Genomic DNA, 20,594 nt, shown 5'->3' with positions numbered 1-20,594 from the left:
TTGCTCTCGATGCTGGTCCGGTTGCTCTCGATGCTCCAGCGTTTATTCTCGAATCGAGCCGACTTCGTTTTTTACTCTATATCTATTAATTTATTCGCAATCAGTTTATCCATCGAAGACAATACTGCCGCTTTTACATGTTCATACGTAAGTCCGCCTTGAACGTAAGCAGTGTAAGGAGGTCTGATAGGACCATCCGCTGTCAATTCAATACTGGAGCCTTGAATGAAAGTGCCGGCCGCCATTATTACATCGTCCGTGTAGCCGGGCATATACGACGGTTCTGGTGCATAATGCGCGTTGATTGGCGAATTTTCTTGTATGGTCCGACAGAATTCAATCATTTGCTCGGCATTTCGAAATGATACAGATTGAATGAGGTCCGTCCTTCTATCCGAGTAATGCGGTGTTGTCACAAGACCATAACTGTCTAGCAGGGCTGCTGTAAAGAGTGCGCCTTTCACCGCCTGGCTAACGATATGAGGTGCGAGGAAAAAACCTTGATACATTTCGCGAAGCGTATCAAGCGACGCACCGGCTTCAGCTCCCAAGCCCGGCGAAGTCATTCTGTAAGCGCATTGTTCAACGAGATCTTTCCCGCCCGCAATATACCCGCCTGTTCTAACAAGACCCCCGCCTGGATTTTTGATAAGCGAACCTGCCATTAAATCGACACCGACTTCAGTAGGTTCCTTTTCTTCAACAAATTCTCCATAGCAGTTATCGACAAAAACAATCAGATTCGGATTAATCGCCTTTACTTTCTTTACCATTTCAGCAATTTCATCAATCATAAATGATGGTCTATCCGAATATCCTTTAGATCGTTGAATCCCAATCACTTTGGTTTTATCATGAATACTCTTACTCACTTCATCAAAATCCACACGACCATCTTCAAGTAAATCGATATGTTTATACGTTATGCCAAAGTCATGAAGCGAACCCGTGTCTTTACCGTTTCCAGTAACGATTGAGTCGAGCGTATCATACGGTTTTCCTGTTATGTATAATAATTCGTCACCGGGACGAAGTACGCCAAACAAACTAATCGAGATGGCATGTGTTCCCGAGATGATTTGATTTCGAACGAGACAGCTTTCTGCCCCGAATGTATCCGCATAAACACTTTCTAACACGTCTCGACCTTCATCGTCGTAGCCATATCCCGTAGAGCCAATCAGATGAAAATCGCTGACACGATTATTTTTAAATGCGGCGAGAACTTTTTTCTGATTGGTAAATGCTACTTTTTCTACCTGTTTAAAATAGGGTTCGAGTTTTTGTTCAATTAAATCGGTTTGAATGTCCAAATTTGTTTCTTCATTTGCTAACATTTATTTTTGCCTCTTCCTTCTGTATGTTGATAGTTTAATTTTATCAGTTTGCAGCACGGGGTCAATGTTCACATTCTTCCTAAAGTTGTAATTCGTTTGAAATCTGATAGTCTAATTTGAAACTACCTGAAATGAGGGAAGACCGATGGCGTGGGATGTATTCAGTTTTATCGGCACATTTGCCTTTGCCATTTCTGGAGCCATTATTGCGATGGAGGAAGAATATGATTTATTTGGCGTTTATATACTCGGTGTTGTCACGGCTTTTGGCGGTGGAGCGATCCGGAACTTGTTAATTGGCCTTCCCTCGTCTGCATTATGGGATCAAGGTTTTTTATTCCAAGTAGCGATTGTATCGATTACAATTATATTTTTGTTTCCAAATAATTTAATCAACCACTGGGAACGTTGGGGAACTTATTTTGATGCGGTAGGATTATCGGCTTTTGCGATACAAGGTGCCATGTTTGCTGTTTCATTGGATCTTCCGCTGAGCGCAGTCATTGTGGCGGCCGTTCTGACGGGTTCCGGCGGCGGAATTATACGTGATTTACTTGCAGGCAGAAGGCCGCTTGTCTTTAAACGAGAGATTTACGCTGTTTGGGCAGCAGGCGGCGGCTTATTAATCGGGCTCGGTATTTTTAAAGGCGACATAGCGCTCTATTTTTTGTTAGTCATTATTACCGGCCTTCGAATATTATCACTGATTTTCCACTGGCGGCACCCACTTCGCAAAATCAAAACAGTACAAGAAAAAAACGGAACAAGGCTATAATCGCCTGTTCCGTTTTTATTATTCTTCAAGATCCATTGTAATCATTTTTGCCGGTACATAAGTTGAGATTGCATGCTTATAAATAAGTTGCTGCTTTCCGTCCGTTTCAAGTAGGACTGTGTAATTATCATATGATTTGATAAGTCCTTTCAGTTGAAAGCCATTCATTAAAAAAACTGTTACAGAAATGTTGTTCTTGCGCAATGAATTCAAAAATACGTCTTGCATTTTTCCTTGTTTCATAAAATTGCCCCTCCTGTGTGGTCATAACTTTTCTCTACTACTACATTCTCTTTACCTAGTCTAAAACCCTTTAAAACATTAAAAATTTCTTTCACTTGTTCATCAGTTCCCTTTGTCGCGTCAACCCAATCGATAGCTAATTTATTACGAAAATAGGTCATCTGTCGCTTCGCATAATTTCGAGAATTTTTCTTGATTAATTGAATCGCGACATCTAATGGTATTTTCCCCTCAATATACTGATGAAGTTCTTTATAGCCGATTGCTTGAACCGATTGCATATTGCGAATTCCAGCATTCCACAAATTTTCTGCTTCTTGCAAAAATCCTTGTTCCATCATCAGGTCAACTCGTCTGTCAATCCGATCATATAGCAAATCGCGTTCCAATTCCAATCCGATTAACAAATGGTTATAAAGTGCATTTTTCCCTGCATTTTGTTCATGCTCGCCTTTGGTCTTCCCAGTCACCTCAATAATTTCAAGCGCCCGAATGATTCGCCGGTGATTGTTTGGATGGATTTTTTTCGCATCGATTGGATCTAGTTGTTCAAGACGTTGATAAAGATGTTCGGCACCGATTTCGTCGAGTTCCTTTTCCAATCGATTTCGCACTTCCATATCTGACGCCTCGTCAGTAAAACGAAAATCATATAAAACAGATTGCACGTATAATCCCGTACCGCCTACGATTATCGGCAATTTTCCACGGGCTTGTATTTCTTCAATCTTTTTTCGAACTTCAGCTTGGTATTGTGCAACAGAAAATGTTTCGTCCGCATCGATTATATCGAACAGATGATGTGGAACGCCGTCCATTTCAGCTGTCGTAATTTTGGCGGTTCCAATATCGAGGCCTTTATACACCTGCATTGAATCGCCGTTAATAATTTCAGCGCCTAATAACTTGGCCAATGTGACACTGAGCGCAGTTTTCCCTGATGCTGTCGGACCGACAATCGCAAGTACGTCAAGATTTTCCGTCATCGTTTTTGCATCCATTCCAGCACCGCCTCTAGAACATGAACTTGAGCTGGATCATTCAACAACTCGTGCCGCCCTTCTTCAAATATTAATACAGTAACCTCATCAATCTTGGCATAATTATATTGCCGCGCTACTTTCCACACCGCTTTCCCGTAATTGCCTACTGGATCGTCAACTCCAGAAAAAAGCAAGATCGGTAAATTCTTCGGTATTTTAGCGATTTCACGCTTCTTATGAATTAACCCTAGCCCGTTAAATAAATCGATAAAAAATTGGGTAGTTGGGATGAAGCCGCATTTTTCATCAAGCATGTATTCCGATACATGTTGTTCATTTTTTGATAGCCAGTCGAATTTTGTTTGCGGTTTTTCAATTTTTTTATTGAACGCACCAAAAACAAGTGAATCCAGCTGGTGGTTGCGTTCAGTGAACCCTTTTCTTCTGCCTGCAAGATGAGCAAATGCTAGTCCCCCATATCTGGCAACGCCCGAATCATCGCCTGTTCCCGACAAGATTGCAAGGTCAACGTCATCCCCGTGCAACTGAATATAGCGGCGGGCGATAAACGAACCCATACTATGTCCTAATAGGGTGAATTTTAAAGCTGGATGAACGGTTTTAACTTCTGATATAACTTCATGCGCATCTTGGACGACACGATTGAAACCATCATTTTCTGCGAAATACCCTTTCATGCCATTTAATAAAGCGGTTTGGCCATGTCCACGGTGATCATGCCCTGAAACGACGAAACCTTGTTCACAGAAAAAGTTAATCGCAAATTCATAGCGCCCGATATGTTCCGCCATTCCGTGAAGGAGATGAATATGCCCAATTGGCTTGGAAGTTGGCTCTTTAATAAAGGCATAAAGTTTGAAGCCATCCGACATTTCCAATGTTAGCTCTTTCAATTTTCAACACCACCCCTTTGTCTTGCTGTAATTATATATCTTTTACATAACTCGTTTAAACATTTTTTCGATTTCATACGTCGTAAAATGAATGAGTACCGGCCTTCCGTGCGGACAAGTAAATGGGTTTCCAGCTTCGGACAAATCATTCAATAGTTTTCCCATATCTGCCATAGTTAAATGGTGATTTGCTTTGATCGAGCGTTTGCAACTCATCATAATTGCTGCTTCCTCGCGCAACTTTCCGATATCAATCCTTCTTGAATTCAATACTTGCTCGATAATTTCTTCGATAATTTCTGTTTCTTCACCAGCTGGAAACCAAGTAGGAAATTCGCGAACAATGTATGAAGTTTGCCCAAATTCTTCCAAGTATATTCCCACATCTTCAAGAAGCTTTCTGCCTTCTTCAATTCTTGTTTTTTCGTCCACGGAGTAATGAAAAGTGAGTGGTACTAATAGAAGCTGTCGTTCATTTATTTCTGTTTCTTTTAATTTATCTCTAAAGTACTCATATTTAATACGTTCTTGCGCTGCATGCTGATCAATCATAAAAAATCCGTCTTCATTTTGCGCGATAATATACGTCCCGTGTACTTGTCCGACAGGAAATAATGTCGGAAATGTTGGTCCGTCGTCTATTTCGGTTACCTCAGCCGTAGGAGACGGCTCGTTAACCGCCCAGTCGGATTGCTGAACGCTTTGTTCGGCTTTTTCATATACAGGGGACGGCTCGTTATCCGGCTGTTGTACGGGCGTACTGGATATTTCAGCAGGTGGTTCTTGACGCGGAGGAGTTGCCCAAAACCTGACTTGTTCAGAAGGTTTTTGGGGTGCTGATTCTTTTTTCGTCACTCCAGGCACAACTACGTTTTTCTGAATTGCTTTTTGTATGGATTCTTTAATAAGCGTCAGCAGCTCGCCTTCTTTACTCATACGAATTTGTTGTTTTGATGGATGGACGTTAACATCTGTTAGGAATGGATCACCTTCGACATTGATAACCGCAATTGGATATCTGCCAATAGGCAAAAACGTATGAAAAGCTTCAAGGACAGCCCGGTTAATGGCATAGCTTTGAATCCAACGCCCGTTTACAATGGTCGTCATATAATTTCTTGATGCGCGCGTCATTTCCGGCAAGGAAACATAACCATACGTTGAATAATCCGCGTTTTCTCCTTTGAATTGAACCATTTTTCGCGCGGCCGAGATTCCGTAGATATCTGCCAGCACACGCAGTTGGTCCCCGCTTCCTGAGGTTTGCAACAGCGATTGACTGGAATGCGTTAATTTGAAAGCAATATGCGGGTGACTCAGCGCCAACCGATTCACCAATCCAATTGTATGGCCGAGTTCCGTTTGTATCGTTTTCATATATTTAAGACGGGCAGGTGTATTGAAAAATAGTTGCGAAACGGTAATGTCCGTTCCTTTTCGGTAAGCGGCATTGTCGTGTTTCACCAATTTCCCGCCGTCAATAAAGACCTCAGTTCCAGTGCTTTCCCCGTCTGATGTCCATAATTCAATTTTGGATACAGAAGCGATACTAGCAAGTGCTTCCCCGCGAAACCCAAGTGTTCGAATGCGAAATAAGTCATGTTCATTATCTATCTTGCTTGTTGCGTGACGTTCAAAAGCTCGGATTGCATCTTGTTTTGACATGCCTTTTCCGTTATCGGTTACTCTAATTTTTGTTAGGCCTGCTTCCTCTAACGCAACTTCTATGACCGTACTCTCCGCGTCTATCGAATTTTCGACGAGTTCTTTTACGATTGACGCAGGCCGTTCAACGACTTCCCCTGCGGCAATTTTATTCGACAGTGTATCGTCCATTACTTTGATTATATTCACGTCATTCATCCTTTCGCTGAGCGGAGTTTCTCTTTCAGTTCAAAGACATACTGCAAGGCGTTTAGCGGTGTCATATTGAGTAAATCTGTTTCTTCTAGACTTGCTAGGACTTCTTTTTTCTCTTCAGACAATGCGTTCTGTTCTTCTTCGCCTATATCGAAAAACGCCATTTGTTGAGGCTCATTTGAAGTAGCCGTACCTTGTTCCTTATTTTCAAAGGTTTTCAGCAGCTCTTTGGCCCGAGTAAGTAAAGGTGTTGGCAAGCCCGCAAGATCGGCAACGTAAATGCCGTAACTTTTGTCTGCAGCGCCTTTCATGACCTTATGGAGAAAGACTACTTTGCCGTCTTGTTCCATAGCGGCGACATGAACATTTTCAAGTCTTGAAAGTTTAGTGTCTAGCATCGTCAATTCATGATAGTGGGTCGAGAATAATGTATTCGCGCCAATTTCATCATGAATATATTCCATCATGGCTTGGGCTAAAGACATTCCGTCATACGTCGACGTACCTCTTCCGATTTCATCGAATAAAAGGAGACTTTTTTCGGTTGCATTGGCAATCGCATGTTGAGATTCCATCATTTCCATCATAAACGTACTTTGGCCCGACGCCAGGTCATCCGCGGCACCGATTCGTGTAAAAATCTGGTCTGTAACCGGGAGCACCGCGCTATCGCAAGGCACATAACAACCGATTTGCGCCATTACGACTATGAGTGCAACTTGACGCATATAGGTGCTTTTTCCGGACATATTTGGTCCTGTGATGAGAAGCATATTTGCCTCTTCTGGCAATACACAATTATTTGGTACATAAAGCGAATGGTCCATCATTTTTTCAACGACTGGGTGACGGCCATTTTTTATTACTAACCCTTTACTTTCATGAAAAGTCGGCTTCACGTAGTTTTGTTTTTCTGCAACTGTAGCAAATGATAAAAGAACGTCAAGCTCGCTTAATATAGAAGCCAGGTGTTGAACTTCTCTGATATGCATCTTCATTGATTCCCGAACTGAACTGAATAAATCATATTCTAGTTCTAATCCGTCTGCTTCAGCATTTAAGATTAAATCTTCTTTTTCTTTCAACTCAGGCGTAATATAACGCTCGGCATTCGCCAGTGTCTGCTTTCTTTCATAACGCTCATTATCCGCCAAATGAATATTGGATTTCGTAATTTCAATGAAATACCCAAAAACACGATTATACCCAATCTTCAAGTTTTTTATGCCCGTTCGTTCACGCTCTTCTTGTTCAAGCTCCGCTAACCACTCTTTTCCGTTTCTAGCGGCATCTCTGTATGTATCGAGTTTTTTATTATAACCATCCTTGATGACGCCGCCTTCTTTTACCGTAATCGGCGGATTTTCTGCAATCGACATTTCAAGTATGTCTCTTGCGTCTTGACACACATCGATTTTTTCCGCGAATTGTGTCAGATGCTTTTTACCGGAGTTTGCAAGCGCATCTTTCAAGTTCGGCACTTGTCGTAAAGAATTTCGTAACTGGGCAAGGTCCCTGCCGTTTGCGGAGCCCATTGAAATTCGACCCGCCAATCTTTCAAGATCATACACTTCGCGCAGGTTTGTTTTCAAGTCGTCGCTTAAAAAGAAATCCTCTACTAATTCAGTCACTGTATCGAGGCGTGTTTCGATTTTCACTTGCTCGGCAAGCGGTTGGTGTATCCACATTTTCAGTTTCCGCGCACCCATAGCCGTTACCGTTTCATCGAGCAGCCAGTAGAGCGTCCCTTCTTTAGTGCCGTTGCGAATAGATTGAACAAGTTCCAAATTGCGCATTGAATTTGCGTCGATGGATAGCTTTTCTTGTTTTTCAATAAAATCAAATGGACGAATATGTTCTAGTGACGACTTTTGCGTCCGTTTCACGTATGAAATTAGATTATCGCAAGCTTCTATTACATCTTCCGGAACGTTTTCTTGCCGCTCTAATGAATCCTTATTATATTCTATTGATAATGTAATATTTCGTTTTGCCATGCTATCGCTTAATGCAATATGCAGTCCTTCCGCAACCACCACTTCTTTCATGCCAAGCGCATCGATTTCAGAGATCAATGTGCGTTCATCGCCTTCGACGTATTGAACTTTCCCTTCACCCGTCGATAAATCTAAATAAGCGAGTGCGTATTTCCCGTTTGTGATGATAGCCGCTGAACCAATAAAATGGTTCGTATTTGTATCGAAGCTTTTACCTTCTGTCATTGTTCCCGGTGTTACAATTCGAACGACTTCTCGGCGAACAATTCCTTTTGTTGCTCGGGGATCTTCTGTTTGTTCACAAATCGCTACTTTGTATCCTTTTCGCACAAGCGTTTCTATATACCCTTCTGCGGCGTGGTACGGAACACCGCACATTGGAATGCGGTTACCACTGGCCGCGTCTCGGCTCGTTAATGTGATTTCGAGTATTTGCGAAGCTTCGGTCGCATCTGTAAAGAACAATTCATAAAAGTCGCCTAATCTGAAAAACAAGAAGGCATCTTCATGTTCTGATTTTATTTTTAAGTATTGCTGGATCATCGGTGTATAAGATGTCATTATTATGTACCCTCACTATTACAATATGTTTTATTCATTATATCAAAGTTTCATGAAATACGAAAAAAAGCCGGGATATAATTCCCGACTCGATTCATTCGCCTTAGCGTAATTATCAACCAGAAAGCATGCTTAGAACGGTGATGAATCTTTTCCTTTTTTATGTTCATGTTCATGCTTATGCTCGCCGTGACCATGGCCATGTCTATGACTTGATGATGACGATTCATCTCGGTTCGGCCACTCCTCTTCAAATGTGTGCGGATGGACGGTGACGCAAATCTTTGTTTCGCCCACAACTTCCGCGACTAATTCACGTTCCACACAAATAACGAATTTTTCTCCACACTCGGATATGATTGCTTCGGTACAGTTTGGATGCTGTATAACATCTACGATAACCTCTTCAACTCTAGATGTCGGTTCATCCCGATAATGTAATCGAATTCGGTCTTTATATGGAATTGTTTCCGTAAACACCGAAGTTTTCGAATGATTATTATGGGAATACCAAACATTTATATCGAACTTACCCGAGACTTCAACGTATTTACCTGACTTTTTTGCTTGATGGGTATGATTGATAACCCAGCAGCCAAGTATACTAGTCGGCTTGTTTGGCGGACATAGAATTTCTTTTGAATCGGTCCTTTCCTTCCCTTTTGCAACGATCGCCTTCGTCACGATTTGACGTAAATTCTTCAGTTCTCTTCCTCCTCCATTCGCTTCAATTTATCTTATGCGACAGGAGCCTAGAGAGTGAAAAAATCGGAAGGAAATTAATCCCGCCGATTTATATTATTAATTAATTGTTATACGTCGTGTTTTTAACGTACGAACCCGTTTCGCCGCGAAGCAAATCTCCGTCAGTTGACTTAATTACTTCATTCGTCACGCCGTTCGCAATTGTTGTCGAAACAAGTTGCAGTAAATCATTTACTTCACCTTGTGATTGTTTGAATTCTTGAACGATTGGAACCGCGTCGATATCTTCTTGAATTTTATCAATTTTACCTTCGATAATTTCCAAAGCTCTTTCTTTACCGTACTGTTGGAAATTAACCGCTTGTTTTTGCAATGACTTTAAGCTTGCGATGTTTTCACGGACCTTTTGATTTTCATTGATCTGGGCTTCCGCGCGTTTGAAGAAGTCTACTTCCTCCGTGTTGGCAATCATTAGTGCGATTTCATTCGCCTTAGCGATAATATCGTCTTTAGTATATTTTTTTTCCATTATAATACGACCTCTTTCTTTTCTGCAACGCCGATAAATTCGCCGTCGAGCGACCATGTTTTCGCATCAGTTATTTTTACATGGACAAGTTTTCCGATTACATCTTTTGGAGCTCTGAAGTTAACTAGTTTGTTCTTTCTAGTGTATCCGGAAAGGACTTCATCATTCCGTTTACTTTCACCTTCAACGAGAACTTCGACAAGCTGCCCTTCAAATTGCTTCATGGCTTTCAAAGAATAGTCGTTAACGAGTTTATTTAATCGTTGAAGTCTTTCTTTCTTCACTTCCATCGGAATATTATCCGCCATTTTCTCGGCAGGCGTGCCATCACGCGGCGAATAAATATACGTATAAGCAGTTTCAAAACCGACTTCTTTGTACAATGTCATCGTTTCTTCAAATTGTTCATCAGTCTCATTCGGGAATCCGACGATGATATCTGTCGTTAACGACACATCAGGAATCGCAGCTTTTATTTTACGAACGAGTTCGAGATATTCTTCGCGCGAATAAATTCTACCCATAATTTTCAATATAGATGTGGAACCTGACTGCACTGGAAGATGAATATGTTCAACAAGGTTTCCGCCTTTTGCTAGGACTTCGATTAAATGATCATCGAAATCTCTTGGGTGACTTGTCGTAAAGCGGACACGCGGAATATCGATTTTGCGTAAATCATCCATCAAATCGCCGAAACGATAATCCAGATCATCAAAATCTTTCCCGTAAGCATTCACGTTTTGCCCAAGAAGTGTAATTTCTTTATAGCCCCCGGCTGCAAGTTGCCGGATTTCTTGAATGATATCTTCAGGTCTTCGACTACGCTCTTTTCCTCTTGTATAGGGCACGATGCAATATGTACAAAATTTATCGCAACCGTACATAATATTGACCCATGCTTTAATATCACCGTGGCGTACCTTTGGAAGGTTTTCAATTATGTCGCCTTCTTTAGACCACACTTCGATAACCATTTCTTTTGACATATAGGCTTCATGTAAAATGTTCGGGAGTCTATGAATATTATGCGTGCCGAAAATCATGTCGACTTGGTCGTAGGTTTGAAGTATTTTATTGACGACAGATTCTTCTTGCGACATGCAACCGCAAACGCCGATCAAAATATCTGGATTGCGCTGTTTAAGCGGCTTTAAATGTCCGAGCTCTCCGAACACTTTGTTTTCCGCATTTTCACGAATGGCACATGTGTTTAACAATATGATGTTCGCATCTTCAACCGTATCTGTAACTTCATAACCAAGTGCTGTGAAAATACCCGCCATTACTTCTGTGTCGTGCTCGTTCATTTGGCAGCCATATGTACGAATATAAAATTTTCTACCTTTACCCATATTGAGAAAACGTTCGTCGATTTCGAAGTCGTCGAAATACGCGACTTCTTCCCCGCCACGTCTTCTCGCTTTTTTCAAATTGGGTTGTTTATAGACTGTTTGGAAATATTGACTGTAATCTTTCTCAGTCTTTTCATCTTTATTTACTAAGCCTGACTTTATCTGCCCGGCACTTATGCGCTGTTCTTCATTCATAATTTTGAATCCCCTTTCCGACAGTTTCTCGGGAACGATTTCATACGTATCTTATTATACTTAACTTGGACCCGAGTGTACAAGGAGAGGATTAATTGTTGGCATTTTGTCGATTGTTTGTCACAGTTTAGAACAAAAGCACAAGGCGCCCGTCTAGCCCCGACAGGCATAAGCAATCGAGCGACGTGGTGCTCTTTGCCACATAGCTCGATTGCTTATGACCCGAGGGGCTGGCGCCTGGAGCTAGACGCGAAATCTCTAAGTTAGAAGATATCTACAGTCAGTAATTTTATAGTTTCCTGAGCAATTAAAAACTACGGAGATTTAATCATCCCCGTAGTTTTTCATTATTGCATATCGTTTTGGGTTGCCCCACGTGTTCGCTTTTCGACGAGCAATTTCAAAGCCGTCCGTCCCTCACCATTAATCACGATATCGGTGAATGCTGGCGCACAAGTAAGATCAGATCCACTTGGCGCGACAAACCCCCGTGCAATCGCAATTGCTTTTACTGCTTGATTAAGTGCACCCGCTCCTACAGCTTGCATTTCAGCATACCCTTGTTCTCGGATGACTGCGACGAGCGCACCAGCAACTGAATTTGGATTCGAGCGAGATGAGACTTTCAATGGGTTCACCATTATTCCTCCTTGTTTTCCGATGTCTATGGAACGGATACGTCCATAGCCCATACTATGAGAAAAAGGATTCGTTTAGACTCAACTTAACTTTCAAATGGTTTATCGTCGTTAATCATAATTCGTTCAACATGAATGGCCTTCCCGGTTTTATCATCCAATTCAACGTATAAACCGTTTAATTGGACACGCCCATTTTTAGGAACTTCGAATCGTACCGGCATATTTGTTTGAAAACGGTAAATGACATCTTCTTTTTTCATTCCGAGGATTTCATCGTACGGTCCCGTCATGCCCGCATCTGTCAGGTAGGCTGTTCCTTCAGGAAGAATTCGTTCATCGGCTGTCTGGACATGCGTGTGCGTTCCTACAACAGCTGACGCCCTGCCGTCAAGATGCCAACCCATTGCAATTTTTTCGCTCGTTGCTTCCGCGTGAAAATCGACAAAAACAAGCGGTGAAATTTCATGTGCTTCATCAAGAAGTTCATCAATTTTTGCAAACGGGTCCCCATGGGGCGGCAAAAATGTTCTTCCGTGCAAATTAATTACGGATAATGTGACTCCGTTTCGTGAAATGGTCGTCATTCCGCGACCCGGTGCCTCGTCCGAAAAGTTTGCCGGGCGAATTAAATAATCCGTTTCATCAATGAAATCATAAATTTCTTTTTGATCCCAAGTATGGTTCCCCATCGTTACAACGTCGACGCCAGCACGCAGCATATCATCAAAAATAACCTTCGTAATCCCTCTACCAGCTGCTGCGTTTTCTCCGTTCGCAATGATGACGTCTGGATTGTATTTCCGTTTTAGACGCGGTAAATAGCGGTACACCATGTCTCTTCCTAACGAGCCGACAATATCACCAATAAATACGATTTTCATTAAAAGACCTCTTTCTTTTGTTTATCTCAAATGAAAAAAGGCTTCCGGACTTTAATTCCCGGAAGCCTTTTTATCATCATTTTGCGTAGTCAACCGCTCGCGTTTCACGAATGACTGTTACCTTTATATGACCCGGATAATCAAGTTCTTCTTCAATTCTTTTTCGAATATCCCTAGCGAGACGATGTGCTGTAATGTCATCAATCTGATCTGGACGAACGATAATCCGAACTTCACGACCTGCTTGGATGGCAAATGATTTTTCCACGCCTTCGTATGATTCCGAAATTTCTTCGAGTTTTTGCAAACGTCGAATGTAATTTTCGAGTGTTTCGCTACGGGCACCTGGTCTGGCTGCAGATAAAGCATCTGCAGCTGCAACAAGTACCGCGATAACCGATGTCGCTTCTGTATCTCCGTGATGAGATGCAATACTGTTAATGACAACCGGATGTTCTTTATATTTCGTTGCTAGTTCCACGCCAATTTCGACATGGCTTCCTTCAACTTCATGGTCGATTGCTTTTCCAATATCATGAAGGAGTCCCGCACGTCTTGCAAGTGTTACATCTTCTCCAAGTTCTGCTGCTAAAAGTCCTGTTAGGTATGCAACTTCCGTTGAATGCTTGAGGACGTTTTGTCCATAGCTTGTTCTAAAGCGCAGTCTTCCGAGAATCTTAATGAGATCTGGGTGAAGATTGTGTACGCCGATGTCAAATGATGTTTGCTCTCCTGTTTCACGAATGAGTTCATCCACTTCACGTCTTGACTTGTCAACCATTTCTTCAATACGCGCTGGATGAATTCGTCCATCTTGCACAAGTTTTTCGAGTGCGAGGCGAGCAGTTTCCCGACGAACTGGATCGAATCCTGATAAGACGACTGCTTCCGGTGTATCATCAATGATAAGATCGATTCCTGTAAGTGTTTCAAGCGTCCGGATGTTACGTCCTTCTCGACCAATTATTCGGCCTTTCATTTCATCGTTCGGCAAGTTTACTACGGATACTGTTGTTTCGGCAACATGATCTGCTGCGAAACGTTGCAATGCGATGGAAAGAATTTCACGTGCTTTTTTGTCTGATTCTTCTTTTGCTTGCAACTCCGACTCTTTTGTCATAACGGCAATATCCGTTGCGAGTTCTTTTTCGACTTCCGTGAGAATCACTTGTTTCGCTTCTTCTCGCGTTAGTGATGATATTCTTTCAAGTTCCGTTTGTTGAACGGTCACTAGTTCTTCCGCCTTGCGTTCCATCTGTTCAATATGCTGTTGTCTTCCGGTAAGCGCTTCTTCTTTGCGCTCCAGACCCGCTTCTCTTTTGTTGAGAGCATTATCTTTACGGTCGAGATGTTCCTCCCGCTGCAAATGACGATTTTCTTGTTTTTGCAATTCTGACCGTCGTTCGCGGATTTCAGCTTCCGCTTCAATTCTCAGTTTGTGAGTTTCATCTTTCGCTTCCAGTAGTGCCTCTCTTTTCAAAGCCTCCGCTTCACGCTTGGCCTCCTCGACAATTGTTTCTGCCGAGTGTTTGGCACCTGTCACTTTTGATTCATTCACTTTTCGATTAACAAAATAGATAACAAGAGCACCGACGATGAAACCGAGCAAAGCGGAGATGATTATTTCTACTAACATCCTGGTCACCTCCTAATTGCTATTCTTTTCATTTTCAGTCGGCTCGTATATCAACGTACAACATACTGCCTAAATTAATCTTTTGGGGTATAAGGTATACAGTTCTAATTGTATCTTTGTAAAAATCGCATGTCAAGGATACACAAGTCCTTTCTTACTGATTAATTGAGGAGTTAGTATGTTCGAGAAGATATTATTGGGTAAATAGAAGCGTTTGTTGGGGGGCCGTAGTACGTGAAGTGGGCTTTGGTGTTGGAATAAACTGGGGAGAACCGGGAATAAAAACTCCGCGGGACCCGCTACGGGAACAAACCACGGCGCAACGGGAATAAACTCATGCGATACGGGAGCAACGCGGCGCGATACGGGAATAAAAACTCCGCGGGACCCGCTGCGGGAACAAACCACGGCGCAACGGGAATAAACTCATGCGATACGGGAGCAACGCTGTGCGATACGGGAATAAAAACTCCTCGGGACCCGCTGCGGGAACAAACCTCGGAGCAACGGGATAAACTCATGCGATACGGGAGCAACGCGGCGCGATAAGGGAATAAAAACTCCGCGGGACCCGCTGCGGGAACAAACCACGGCGCAACGGGAATAAACTCATGCGATACGGGAGCAACGCGGCGCGATAAGGGAATAAAAACTCCGCGGGACCCGCTGCGGGAACAAACCTCGGAGCAACGGGAATAAACTCATGCGATACGGGAGCAACGCGGCGCGATACGGGAATAAAAACTCCGCGGGACCCGCTGCGGGAACAAACCACGGCGCAACGGGAATAAACTCATACGATACGGGAGCAACACGGCGCGATAAGGGAATAAAAACTCCGCGGGACCCGCTACGGGAACAAACCACGGCGCAACGGGAATAAACTCATACGATACGGGAGCAACACGGCGCGATACGGGAATAAAACCACCGCGGGACCCGCTACGGGAACAAACCACGGCGCAACGGGAATAAACTCATGCGATACGGGAGCAACGCGGCGCGATATTGTAGCAACCGCCACCCCTCCCAGTCCACACACCAAAAAAACGGTCCACTCTTTTAGGAGTGAACCGTCTAGCAAGCCTTATTATTAGTTCTTTTCGTCATCTAGTAATAATTCGAGTTCTTTAGCTTCAGCTTCATCATCTACATCATGTCCTTCAACGACTGTAGCTTCTCCGTCAAGGTTATAATGATCGCGAATTTTTTTATCAATGGCTTTTTTAACATCCGGATTTTCGATCAAGAATTGCTTCGCGTTTTCTCGACCCTGTCCCAGACGCTCTCCTTCGTAGGAATACCATGACCCACTACGTTGAACTACTTCTACTTCAGTACCGAGGTCTACAATTTCACCTTCTTGCGAAATGCCCAAGCCGTACATAATATCGACTTCAGCAAGACGGAATGGTGGCGCGACTTTGTTTTTCACGACTCTGATACGCGTCTTGTTTCCGACAATTTCAGTTCCCTGTTTAATAGCTTCTCCGCGGCGAACATCAATCCGAACTGAAGCATAAAACTTCAGTGCACGTCCTCCTGGTGTAACTTCAGGACTACCGAACATGACCCCGACTTTTTCACGGATTTGGTTGATGAAAATTGCGTTCGTTCTTGATTTATTAATGGCACCCGATAATTTACGAAGTGCTTGAGACATCAAGCGCGCTTGCAAACCAACGTGCGAGTCGCCCATCTCTCCTTCAATTTCAGCTTTTGGAACAAGAGCAGCAACCGAGTCAACGACGACAATGTCGACCGCGCCACTACGAACAAGCGCCTCACAAATTTCGAGTGCTTGTTCTCCTGTATCAGGTTGTGATAATAAAAGTTCATCTATATTAACACCAAGACGTTTTGCATATTCAGGATCAAGTGCATGCTCCGCGTCAATAAATGCGGCTGTTCCACCTTCTGCCTGTGCTGCGGCAATCGCATGGAGTGCGACTGTCGTTTTACCTGAACTCTCAGGTCCATAAATTTCTACAACCCGGCCACGTGGATATCCGCCTACTCCAAGTGCGATGTCTAGGGAGAGTGATCCGCTTGACGTTGTTGAAATTTGGCGATCCGTTTTTTCACCAAGTTTCATAACAGATCCTTTACCAAATTGTTTCTCAATTTGCTTTAACGCCATATCTAATGCTGCTTTACGATTTTTCAAATAAATTTCCTCCCTCAAATTAATTCCTGTTTTTCTATCTGTTCTTACTATACCTCTTTTATTATAAATACACAACAAAAAAGCGAACGTTTATTCGAGAGAATTTTATTGAAATGAAATTATTCATATCAAATAGGGGTGATTATTAAATTTTCATATGAAAATAGCTGTCAAAATAAAATTATCAACCTTTACTATTTCGAAAGCTCTTTGATCAAGTAATAAAGCGCAAAACGTGCTGAACGCAGGCGATTGTTATTTCTCGTTCCTGATAATAAAAGTTTGTATGTTGCAGGCTTTTCATTTGGCAAAGCGATACCTATCCAAACAGTGCCCACTGGTTCTCCATCATGTGGAGTCGGGCCTGCCGCACCTGTTATTCCAACGCCGACATTTGTTTTGAATTTCTGTTGGACATTGAATGCGAGAGATCCGGCACATTCCTTACTCACCACGCCGTACTCATCAAGCAATTTCTGTTCGACACCAAGTTGATTTACTTTTGCTTCTTCGTCGTAAACGATAACTCCGCCAGATAGTGTGCCGCTAATTCCAGGTTCGTCAGCAAGTTCAGCGAGGAATAAACCTGCCGTTAAACTTTCCGCAGCTGATAATGTAAATCCTTTTTTCTTCAGTAGTTCTACAGCTTTTGAAGATAATGTGTCATCGTCGATTCCATATATGTATTCGCCTACGATGGAACGAATTTCTTCTTCAACTGGATCGATCAGTTGATTGGCTTCATCGATTGTACTCGCTTTTGCAGTAATTCGTAACGTGACCGCTTCAGCCGTCGCTAAAGGAGCCACGGTTGGATTGGACTGTTTTTCTAAAAGTGGTTGAATGCGATGTTCAAGTTCCGCTTCGCCGATCCCGTAAAACTTCAAGACACGTGATGTAATCACTTCTTTTTTACCATTGACCTTAAGCAAATATGGAATTGCTTCATCAACGAACATCGGTTGCAGCTCATGAGGCGGCCCTGGTAAAAGTATGTATTGAATACCTTCTTTTTCAACAACCATTCCTGGGGCCATTCCAGTACGATTCGGAAGTACTTCCGAGCCTTCTAATACTAAAGCTTGTTTTTTATTGTTTTCCGTCATGCCGCGCTTACTTCGCTCAAAATACTGTTCAATTTGTTTAAGTGCTTCATCATCACTTACTAGTGATAAGCCGATATGTTTAGCTATTGTTTCTTTTGTCATATCGTCTTTAGTCGGTCCGAGTCCCCCCGAGAAAACAAGAACATTCGCACGTTTTTCCGCAATCGTAATTGCTTCTTCTAACCGCTTCGGATTATCTCCGACTACTGTGTGAAAATACACGTCTACCCCTATTTCTGCAAGACGGGACGACATAAAGGCCGCGTTAGTGTTCGTAATTTGACCGAGTAATAATTCGGAGCCAACAGCAATAATCTCAACTTTCATAACCAAATCCCCCTTACATTGATTCGAGTAAAACGCGTCTATTTTTATAAAAATAGTCAACGCCTGACCAAACTGTGAAGAATAATGCAATGTATAGCATGATCGTTCCAAATGGCACGCCGATTGACTCGAAATAGATATTATTGAACAGCAGTGAAATAATAGCTAAAATCTGTGTCACGGTTTTGATTTTTCCTAGTTGATTTGCGGCTACAACTTCCCCGCCGCCCGCAAGAATTAAACGAAGGCCTGTAACTGCAAATTCGCGGCTAATAATGACAATAATAATCCACGAAGGCGCAGAACCAAGCTCAACTAAAATAATAAGTGCCGCTGAAACGAGTAACTTATCCGCAAGTGGATCTAGAAACTTACCCATATTCGTAATGAGCTCATATTTCCGAGCAATATAGCCGTCAAGCCAATCTGTAATGGATGCAATAATAAATATCAATCCGCCGATTACATGACTTGTCTGTATATCTGTATTGAGTAGATTAACCGTTCCAAAATTAAAATCGACAAGCATGAAGAGCATGAACACCGGAATTAATAAAATGCGTGAAACTGTAATTTTATTTGGTAAATTCAAATGGGACACTATCCTTTCAAAGAAAATAGTCATCTGGCTAGATGACTATTATTCTTTCTCATATTCTATAATAATATTTTGTGTCGTGCGATTATCTGGGTATTCAAGCAACTCGCCGTTCACATAAATTTCCGTTGACGCAGTGCGACCTACTCGAATTCGCACCCAGTCCGTATCTGAAGCATCAATTTCCACCGACTCGCCTGCTTTAAATGTATCGGCGCCTCTTGGTTTTGGCATTCGTTCTGTATTTGAACGGTCTAATACGCCAATCCACGAATCACCGTTCGTCCGAATTTCAAGTTTAAGTCCTTCAGCGTTGGAAAGCCTGTAAAAAGAGTCTTCTCCAGCTGATCTTTCATGTGTTAATACTTGTTCAACAGCTGGTTCTTCAGTCTCTTCAGCATCTTCTTCGACATCCGTGTCATCGCCTGCTGCATCACCATTTGTGCCATCATCTTTATTGGTATCAGCAGGTTGTTCATTATCGACGATTATTGAGTCTTCCGTCCCGACCTCATCATTTTTATTTGCAACGTGATATTTATTTAAAAACCATACGGCAACAATAATTACGATAATAAATAATGCCACAATTATTTTCGGCAACACTTCATTGAGGCGATTGTTTCTGGAACCGCTTCGACGCGATAATGTTTGAGGAGCATGTTGCTGTTCTTCTTCTTTCAACTCCAATTTTCCAGAGCTGTCGCGATACAAAAGAAGCATCTCGTCCGCATCTAGCCCGACTGCTTCCGCATATTGCTTAATAAAAGCACGGACATAGAATGACCCTGGCATCGATCCAAATTCTTCATTCTCGATACCCGATAAATACCGTTTCTGTATCTTTGTTATTGATTGTAAATCATCTAATGAGTAGCCTTTCGCTTTTCTCGCCTCTCTGAGACGGTCACCTAGTCCGGTCACCTAAAACACCTACCTATTCCTATCAAAGGTTAAAGATGTCGAATCCACCTGTTGCCCCTCGATTGGACATCATGTGGTTTTTCTCCATCATTTCGTATGTAATTTCTTGATCATGTTCAGTTCGCAATTCGATAATATAATCAAAATCCTCAATATTGTACTCGGAATGTTGTACAAATATATCTGGATGCTCGACTACTTTTATTGAAGGTATGCGCATCATCTCCCGAACAAGTTGTAAATGTCGTTCGTCTGCCGCTTTACGCGAGACAATCCCATCTAAGATAAAAATATTATCTTTAGAAAACTCATCTCCTGCAAGCGTATTCCGAACCGTTTGCTTTATCATCGTAGAAGAAAGAAAAATCCATTTCTTATTTGCACAAACACTTGCGGCAACAACCGATTCTGTTTTACCAACACGCGGCATGCCCCGAATGCCAATTAGCTTATGGCCTTCTTCCTTAAATAACTCTGCCATAAAGTCGACTAGAATTCCAAGTTCACTTCGAAGAAACCTGAAAGTCTTGCGATCTTCAGTATCTCGCAATATATAACGTCCATGACGAACTGCAAGAATATCGCTCAATTTAGGTTCTCGAATTTTCTTGATTTTAATCGTATCCATGGTTGAGGCTATTTGTTCAAAACGTTGAATTTGGTCGTCATCCTCAGTTGTTAATAAAAGCCCTCGATGTAAGCCGCCTTCTGCTCTTTCATGTCCACCGTCCACACTATTAATTGTTGCAATATTGACCCTCAACATGCCTAGTAGTGATGAAATATCCCCGAGTAGTCCTGGGCGGTTCACTTGAATTTCATATTCGAGATACCATTTCCCCATTCGACACACCCCTTCC

The 20,594-nt window shown here is 42.4% G+C and carries 18 protein-coding genes; 1 reads left to right on the top strand and 17 read right to left on the bottom strand.

All coding sequences use genetic code 11. From position 1 onward, the window contains the following. Positions 1-71 precede the first annotated feature (71 nt). Positions 72-1,337, bottom strand: coding sequence for a methionine gamma-lyase family protein (locus tag JSQ81_RS19430; RefSeq protein ID WP_212605618.1), 1,266 nt, complete (start codon positions 1,335-1,337; stop codon positions 72-74). A gap of 145 nt (positions 1,338-1,482) precedes the next feature. On the opposite strand from JSQ81_RS19430, the gene JSQ81_RS19425 reads away from it, so the two are divergent. Beyond that, positions 1,483-2,112 carry a trimeric intracellular cation channel family protein gene (locus JSQ81_RS19425; RefSeq protein ID WP_212605617.1) on the top strand — a complete coding sequence of 210 codons (630 nt, stop codon included), beginning with the start codon at positions 1,483-1,485 and terminating at the stop codon, positions 2,110-2,112. An 18-nt stretch (positions 2,113-2,130) separates the two neighbouring features. Here the strand turns inward: JSQ81_RS19425 and hfq are convergent, their stop codons facing one another. From hfq to JSQ81_RS19345, 16 genes are all read right to left on the bottom strand, one after another. After that, the gene (hfq, locus tag JSQ81_RS19420) at positions 2,131-2,355 is read right to left on the bottom strand and encodes an RNA chaperone Hfq (protein ID WP_212605616.1); all 225 of its coding nucleotides are present in this window, start codon (positions 2,353-2,355) and stop codon (positions 2,131-2,133) included. Next, positions 2,352-3,356, bottom strand: a complete 1,005-nt coding sequence (gene miaA / locus JSQ81_RS19415; RefSeq protein ID WP_249336585.1) for a tRNA (adenosine(37)-N6)-dimethylallyltransferase MiaA — start codon at positions 3,354-3,356, stop codon at positions 2,352-2,354. The genes hfq and miaA overlap by 4 nt, the downstream gene beginning before the upstream one ends. Continuing rightward, complete coding sequence (locus JSQ81_RS19410; protein ID WP_249336584.1) at positions 3,338-4,252, bottom strand: alpha/beta fold hydrolase; 915 nt, start codon at positions 4,250-4,252, stop codon at positions 3,338-3,340. The genes miaA and JSQ81_RS19410 overlap by 19 nt, the downstream gene beginning before the upstream one ends. A gap of 42 nt (positions 4,253-4,294) precedes the next feature. After that, positions 4,295-6,106, bottom strand: coding sequence for a DNA mismatch repair endonuclease MutL (mutL, locus tag JSQ81_RS19405; RefSeq protein WP_212605615.1), 1,812 nt, complete (start codon positions 6,104-6,106; stop codon positions 4,295-4,297). 5 nt (positions 6,107-6,111) lie between these two features. After that, on the bottom strand, positions 6,112-8,670 hold the full coding sequence (mutS, locus tag JSQ81_RS19400) for a DNA mismatch repair protein MutS (RefSeq protein WP_212605614.1): 2,559 nt from the start codon (positions 8,668-8,670) through the stop codon (positions 6,112-6,114). Positions 8,671-8,802: 132 nt separating this feature from the next. Continuing rightward, positions 8,803-9,375, bottom strand: coding sequence for an outer spore coat protein CotE (gene cotE, locus JSQ81_RS19395; protein WP_212607749.1), 573 nt, complete (start codon positions 9,373-9,375; stop codon positions 8,803-8,805). Between the two features lie 100 nt (positions 9,376-9,475). Next, entirely contained in the window at positions 9,476-9,904 is a 429-nt protein-coding gene (locus tag JSQ81_RS19390; RefSeq protein ID WP_212605613.1) for a YlbF/YmcA family competence regulator, read from the bottom strand. Then, positions 9,904-11,454 carry a tRNA (N6-isopentenyl adenosine(37)-C2)-methylthiotransferase MiaB gene (gene miaB / locus JSQ81_RS19385; RefSeq protein ID WP_212605612.1) on the bottom strand — a complete coding sequence of 517 codons (1,551 nt, stop codon included), beginning with the start codon at positions 11,452-11,454 and terminating at the stop codon, positions 9,904-9,906. Before miaB ends, JSQ81_RS19390 begins: the two co-directional genes overlap by 1 nt. 347 nt (positions 11,455-11,801) lie before the next feature. After that, a complete protein-coding gene (locus JSQ81_RS19380; RefSeq protein ID WP_212605611.1) occupies positions 11,802-12,092 on the bottom strand; it encodes a stage V sporulation protein S in 291 nt (96 codons plus the stop codon). A gap of 86 nt (positions 12,093-12,178) precedes the next feature. Next, on the bottom strand, positions 12,179-12,976 hold the full coding sequence (locus tag JSQ81_RS19375) for a TIGR00282 family metallophosphoesterase (protein WP_212605610.1): 798 nt from the start codon (positions 12,974-12,976) through the stop codon (positions 12,179-12,181). Between the two features lie 76 nt (positions 12,977-13,052). Then, a complete protein-coding gene (rny, locus tag JSQ81_RS19370) occupies positions 13,053-14,612 on the bottom strand; it encodes a ribonuclease Y (protein WP_212605609.1) in 1,560 nt (519 codons plus the stop codon). A 1,093-nt stretch (positions 14,613-15,705) separates the two neighbouring features. Continuing rightward, positions 15,706-16,779, bottom strand: a complete 1,074-nt coding sequence (recA, locus tag JSQ81_RS19365) for a recombinase RecA (RefSeq protein WP_212605608.1) — start codon at positions 16,777-16,779, stop codon at positions 15,706-15,708. Between the two features lie 194 nt (positions 16,780-16,973). Further along, positions 16,974-18,212 carry a competence/damage-inducible protein A gene (locus tag JSQ81_RS19360; protein ID WP_212605607.1) on the bottom strand — a complete coding sequence of 413 codons (1,239 nt, stop codon included), beginning with the start codon at positions 18,210-18,212 and terminating at the stop codon, positions 16,974-16,976. A 13-nt stretch (positions 18,213-18,225) separates the two neighbouring features. Next, complete coding sequence (pgsA, locus tag JSQ81_RS19355) at positions 18,226-18,804, bottom strand: CDP-diacylglycerol--glycerol-3-phosphate 3-phosphatidyltransferase (RefSeq protein WP_212605606.1); 579 nt, start codon at positions 18,802-18,804, stop codon at positions 18,226-18,228. Between the two features lie 48 nt (positions 18,805-18,852). Then, on the bottom strand, positions 18,853-19,734 hold the full coding sequence (locus JSQ81_RS19350; RefSeq protein ID WP_212605605.1) for a helix-turn-helix domain-containing protein: 882 nt from the start codon (positions 19,732-19,734) through the stop codon (positions 18,853-18,855). 22 nt (positions 19,735-19,756) lie between these two features. After that, positions 19,757-20,578 (bottom strand): DUF3388 domain-containing protein, encoded by an 822-nt coding sequence (locus tag JSQ81_RS19345; RefSeq protein WP_212605604.1) that lies wholly within the window; start codon positions 20,576-20,578, stop codon positions 19,757-19,759. Between the last annotated feature and the right edge of the window lie 16 nt (positions 20,579-20,594).

It is taken from the genome of Sporosarcina sp. Marseille-Q4063 (assembly GCF_018309085.1).
In the GTDB taxonomy this organism is placed as follows: domain Bacteria; phylum Bacillota; class Bacilli; order Bacillales_A; family Planococcaceae; genus Sporosarcina.
Note: the sequence above shows the minus strand (reverse complement) of the source record. Positions and strands in the feature narration are given on the sequence as shown.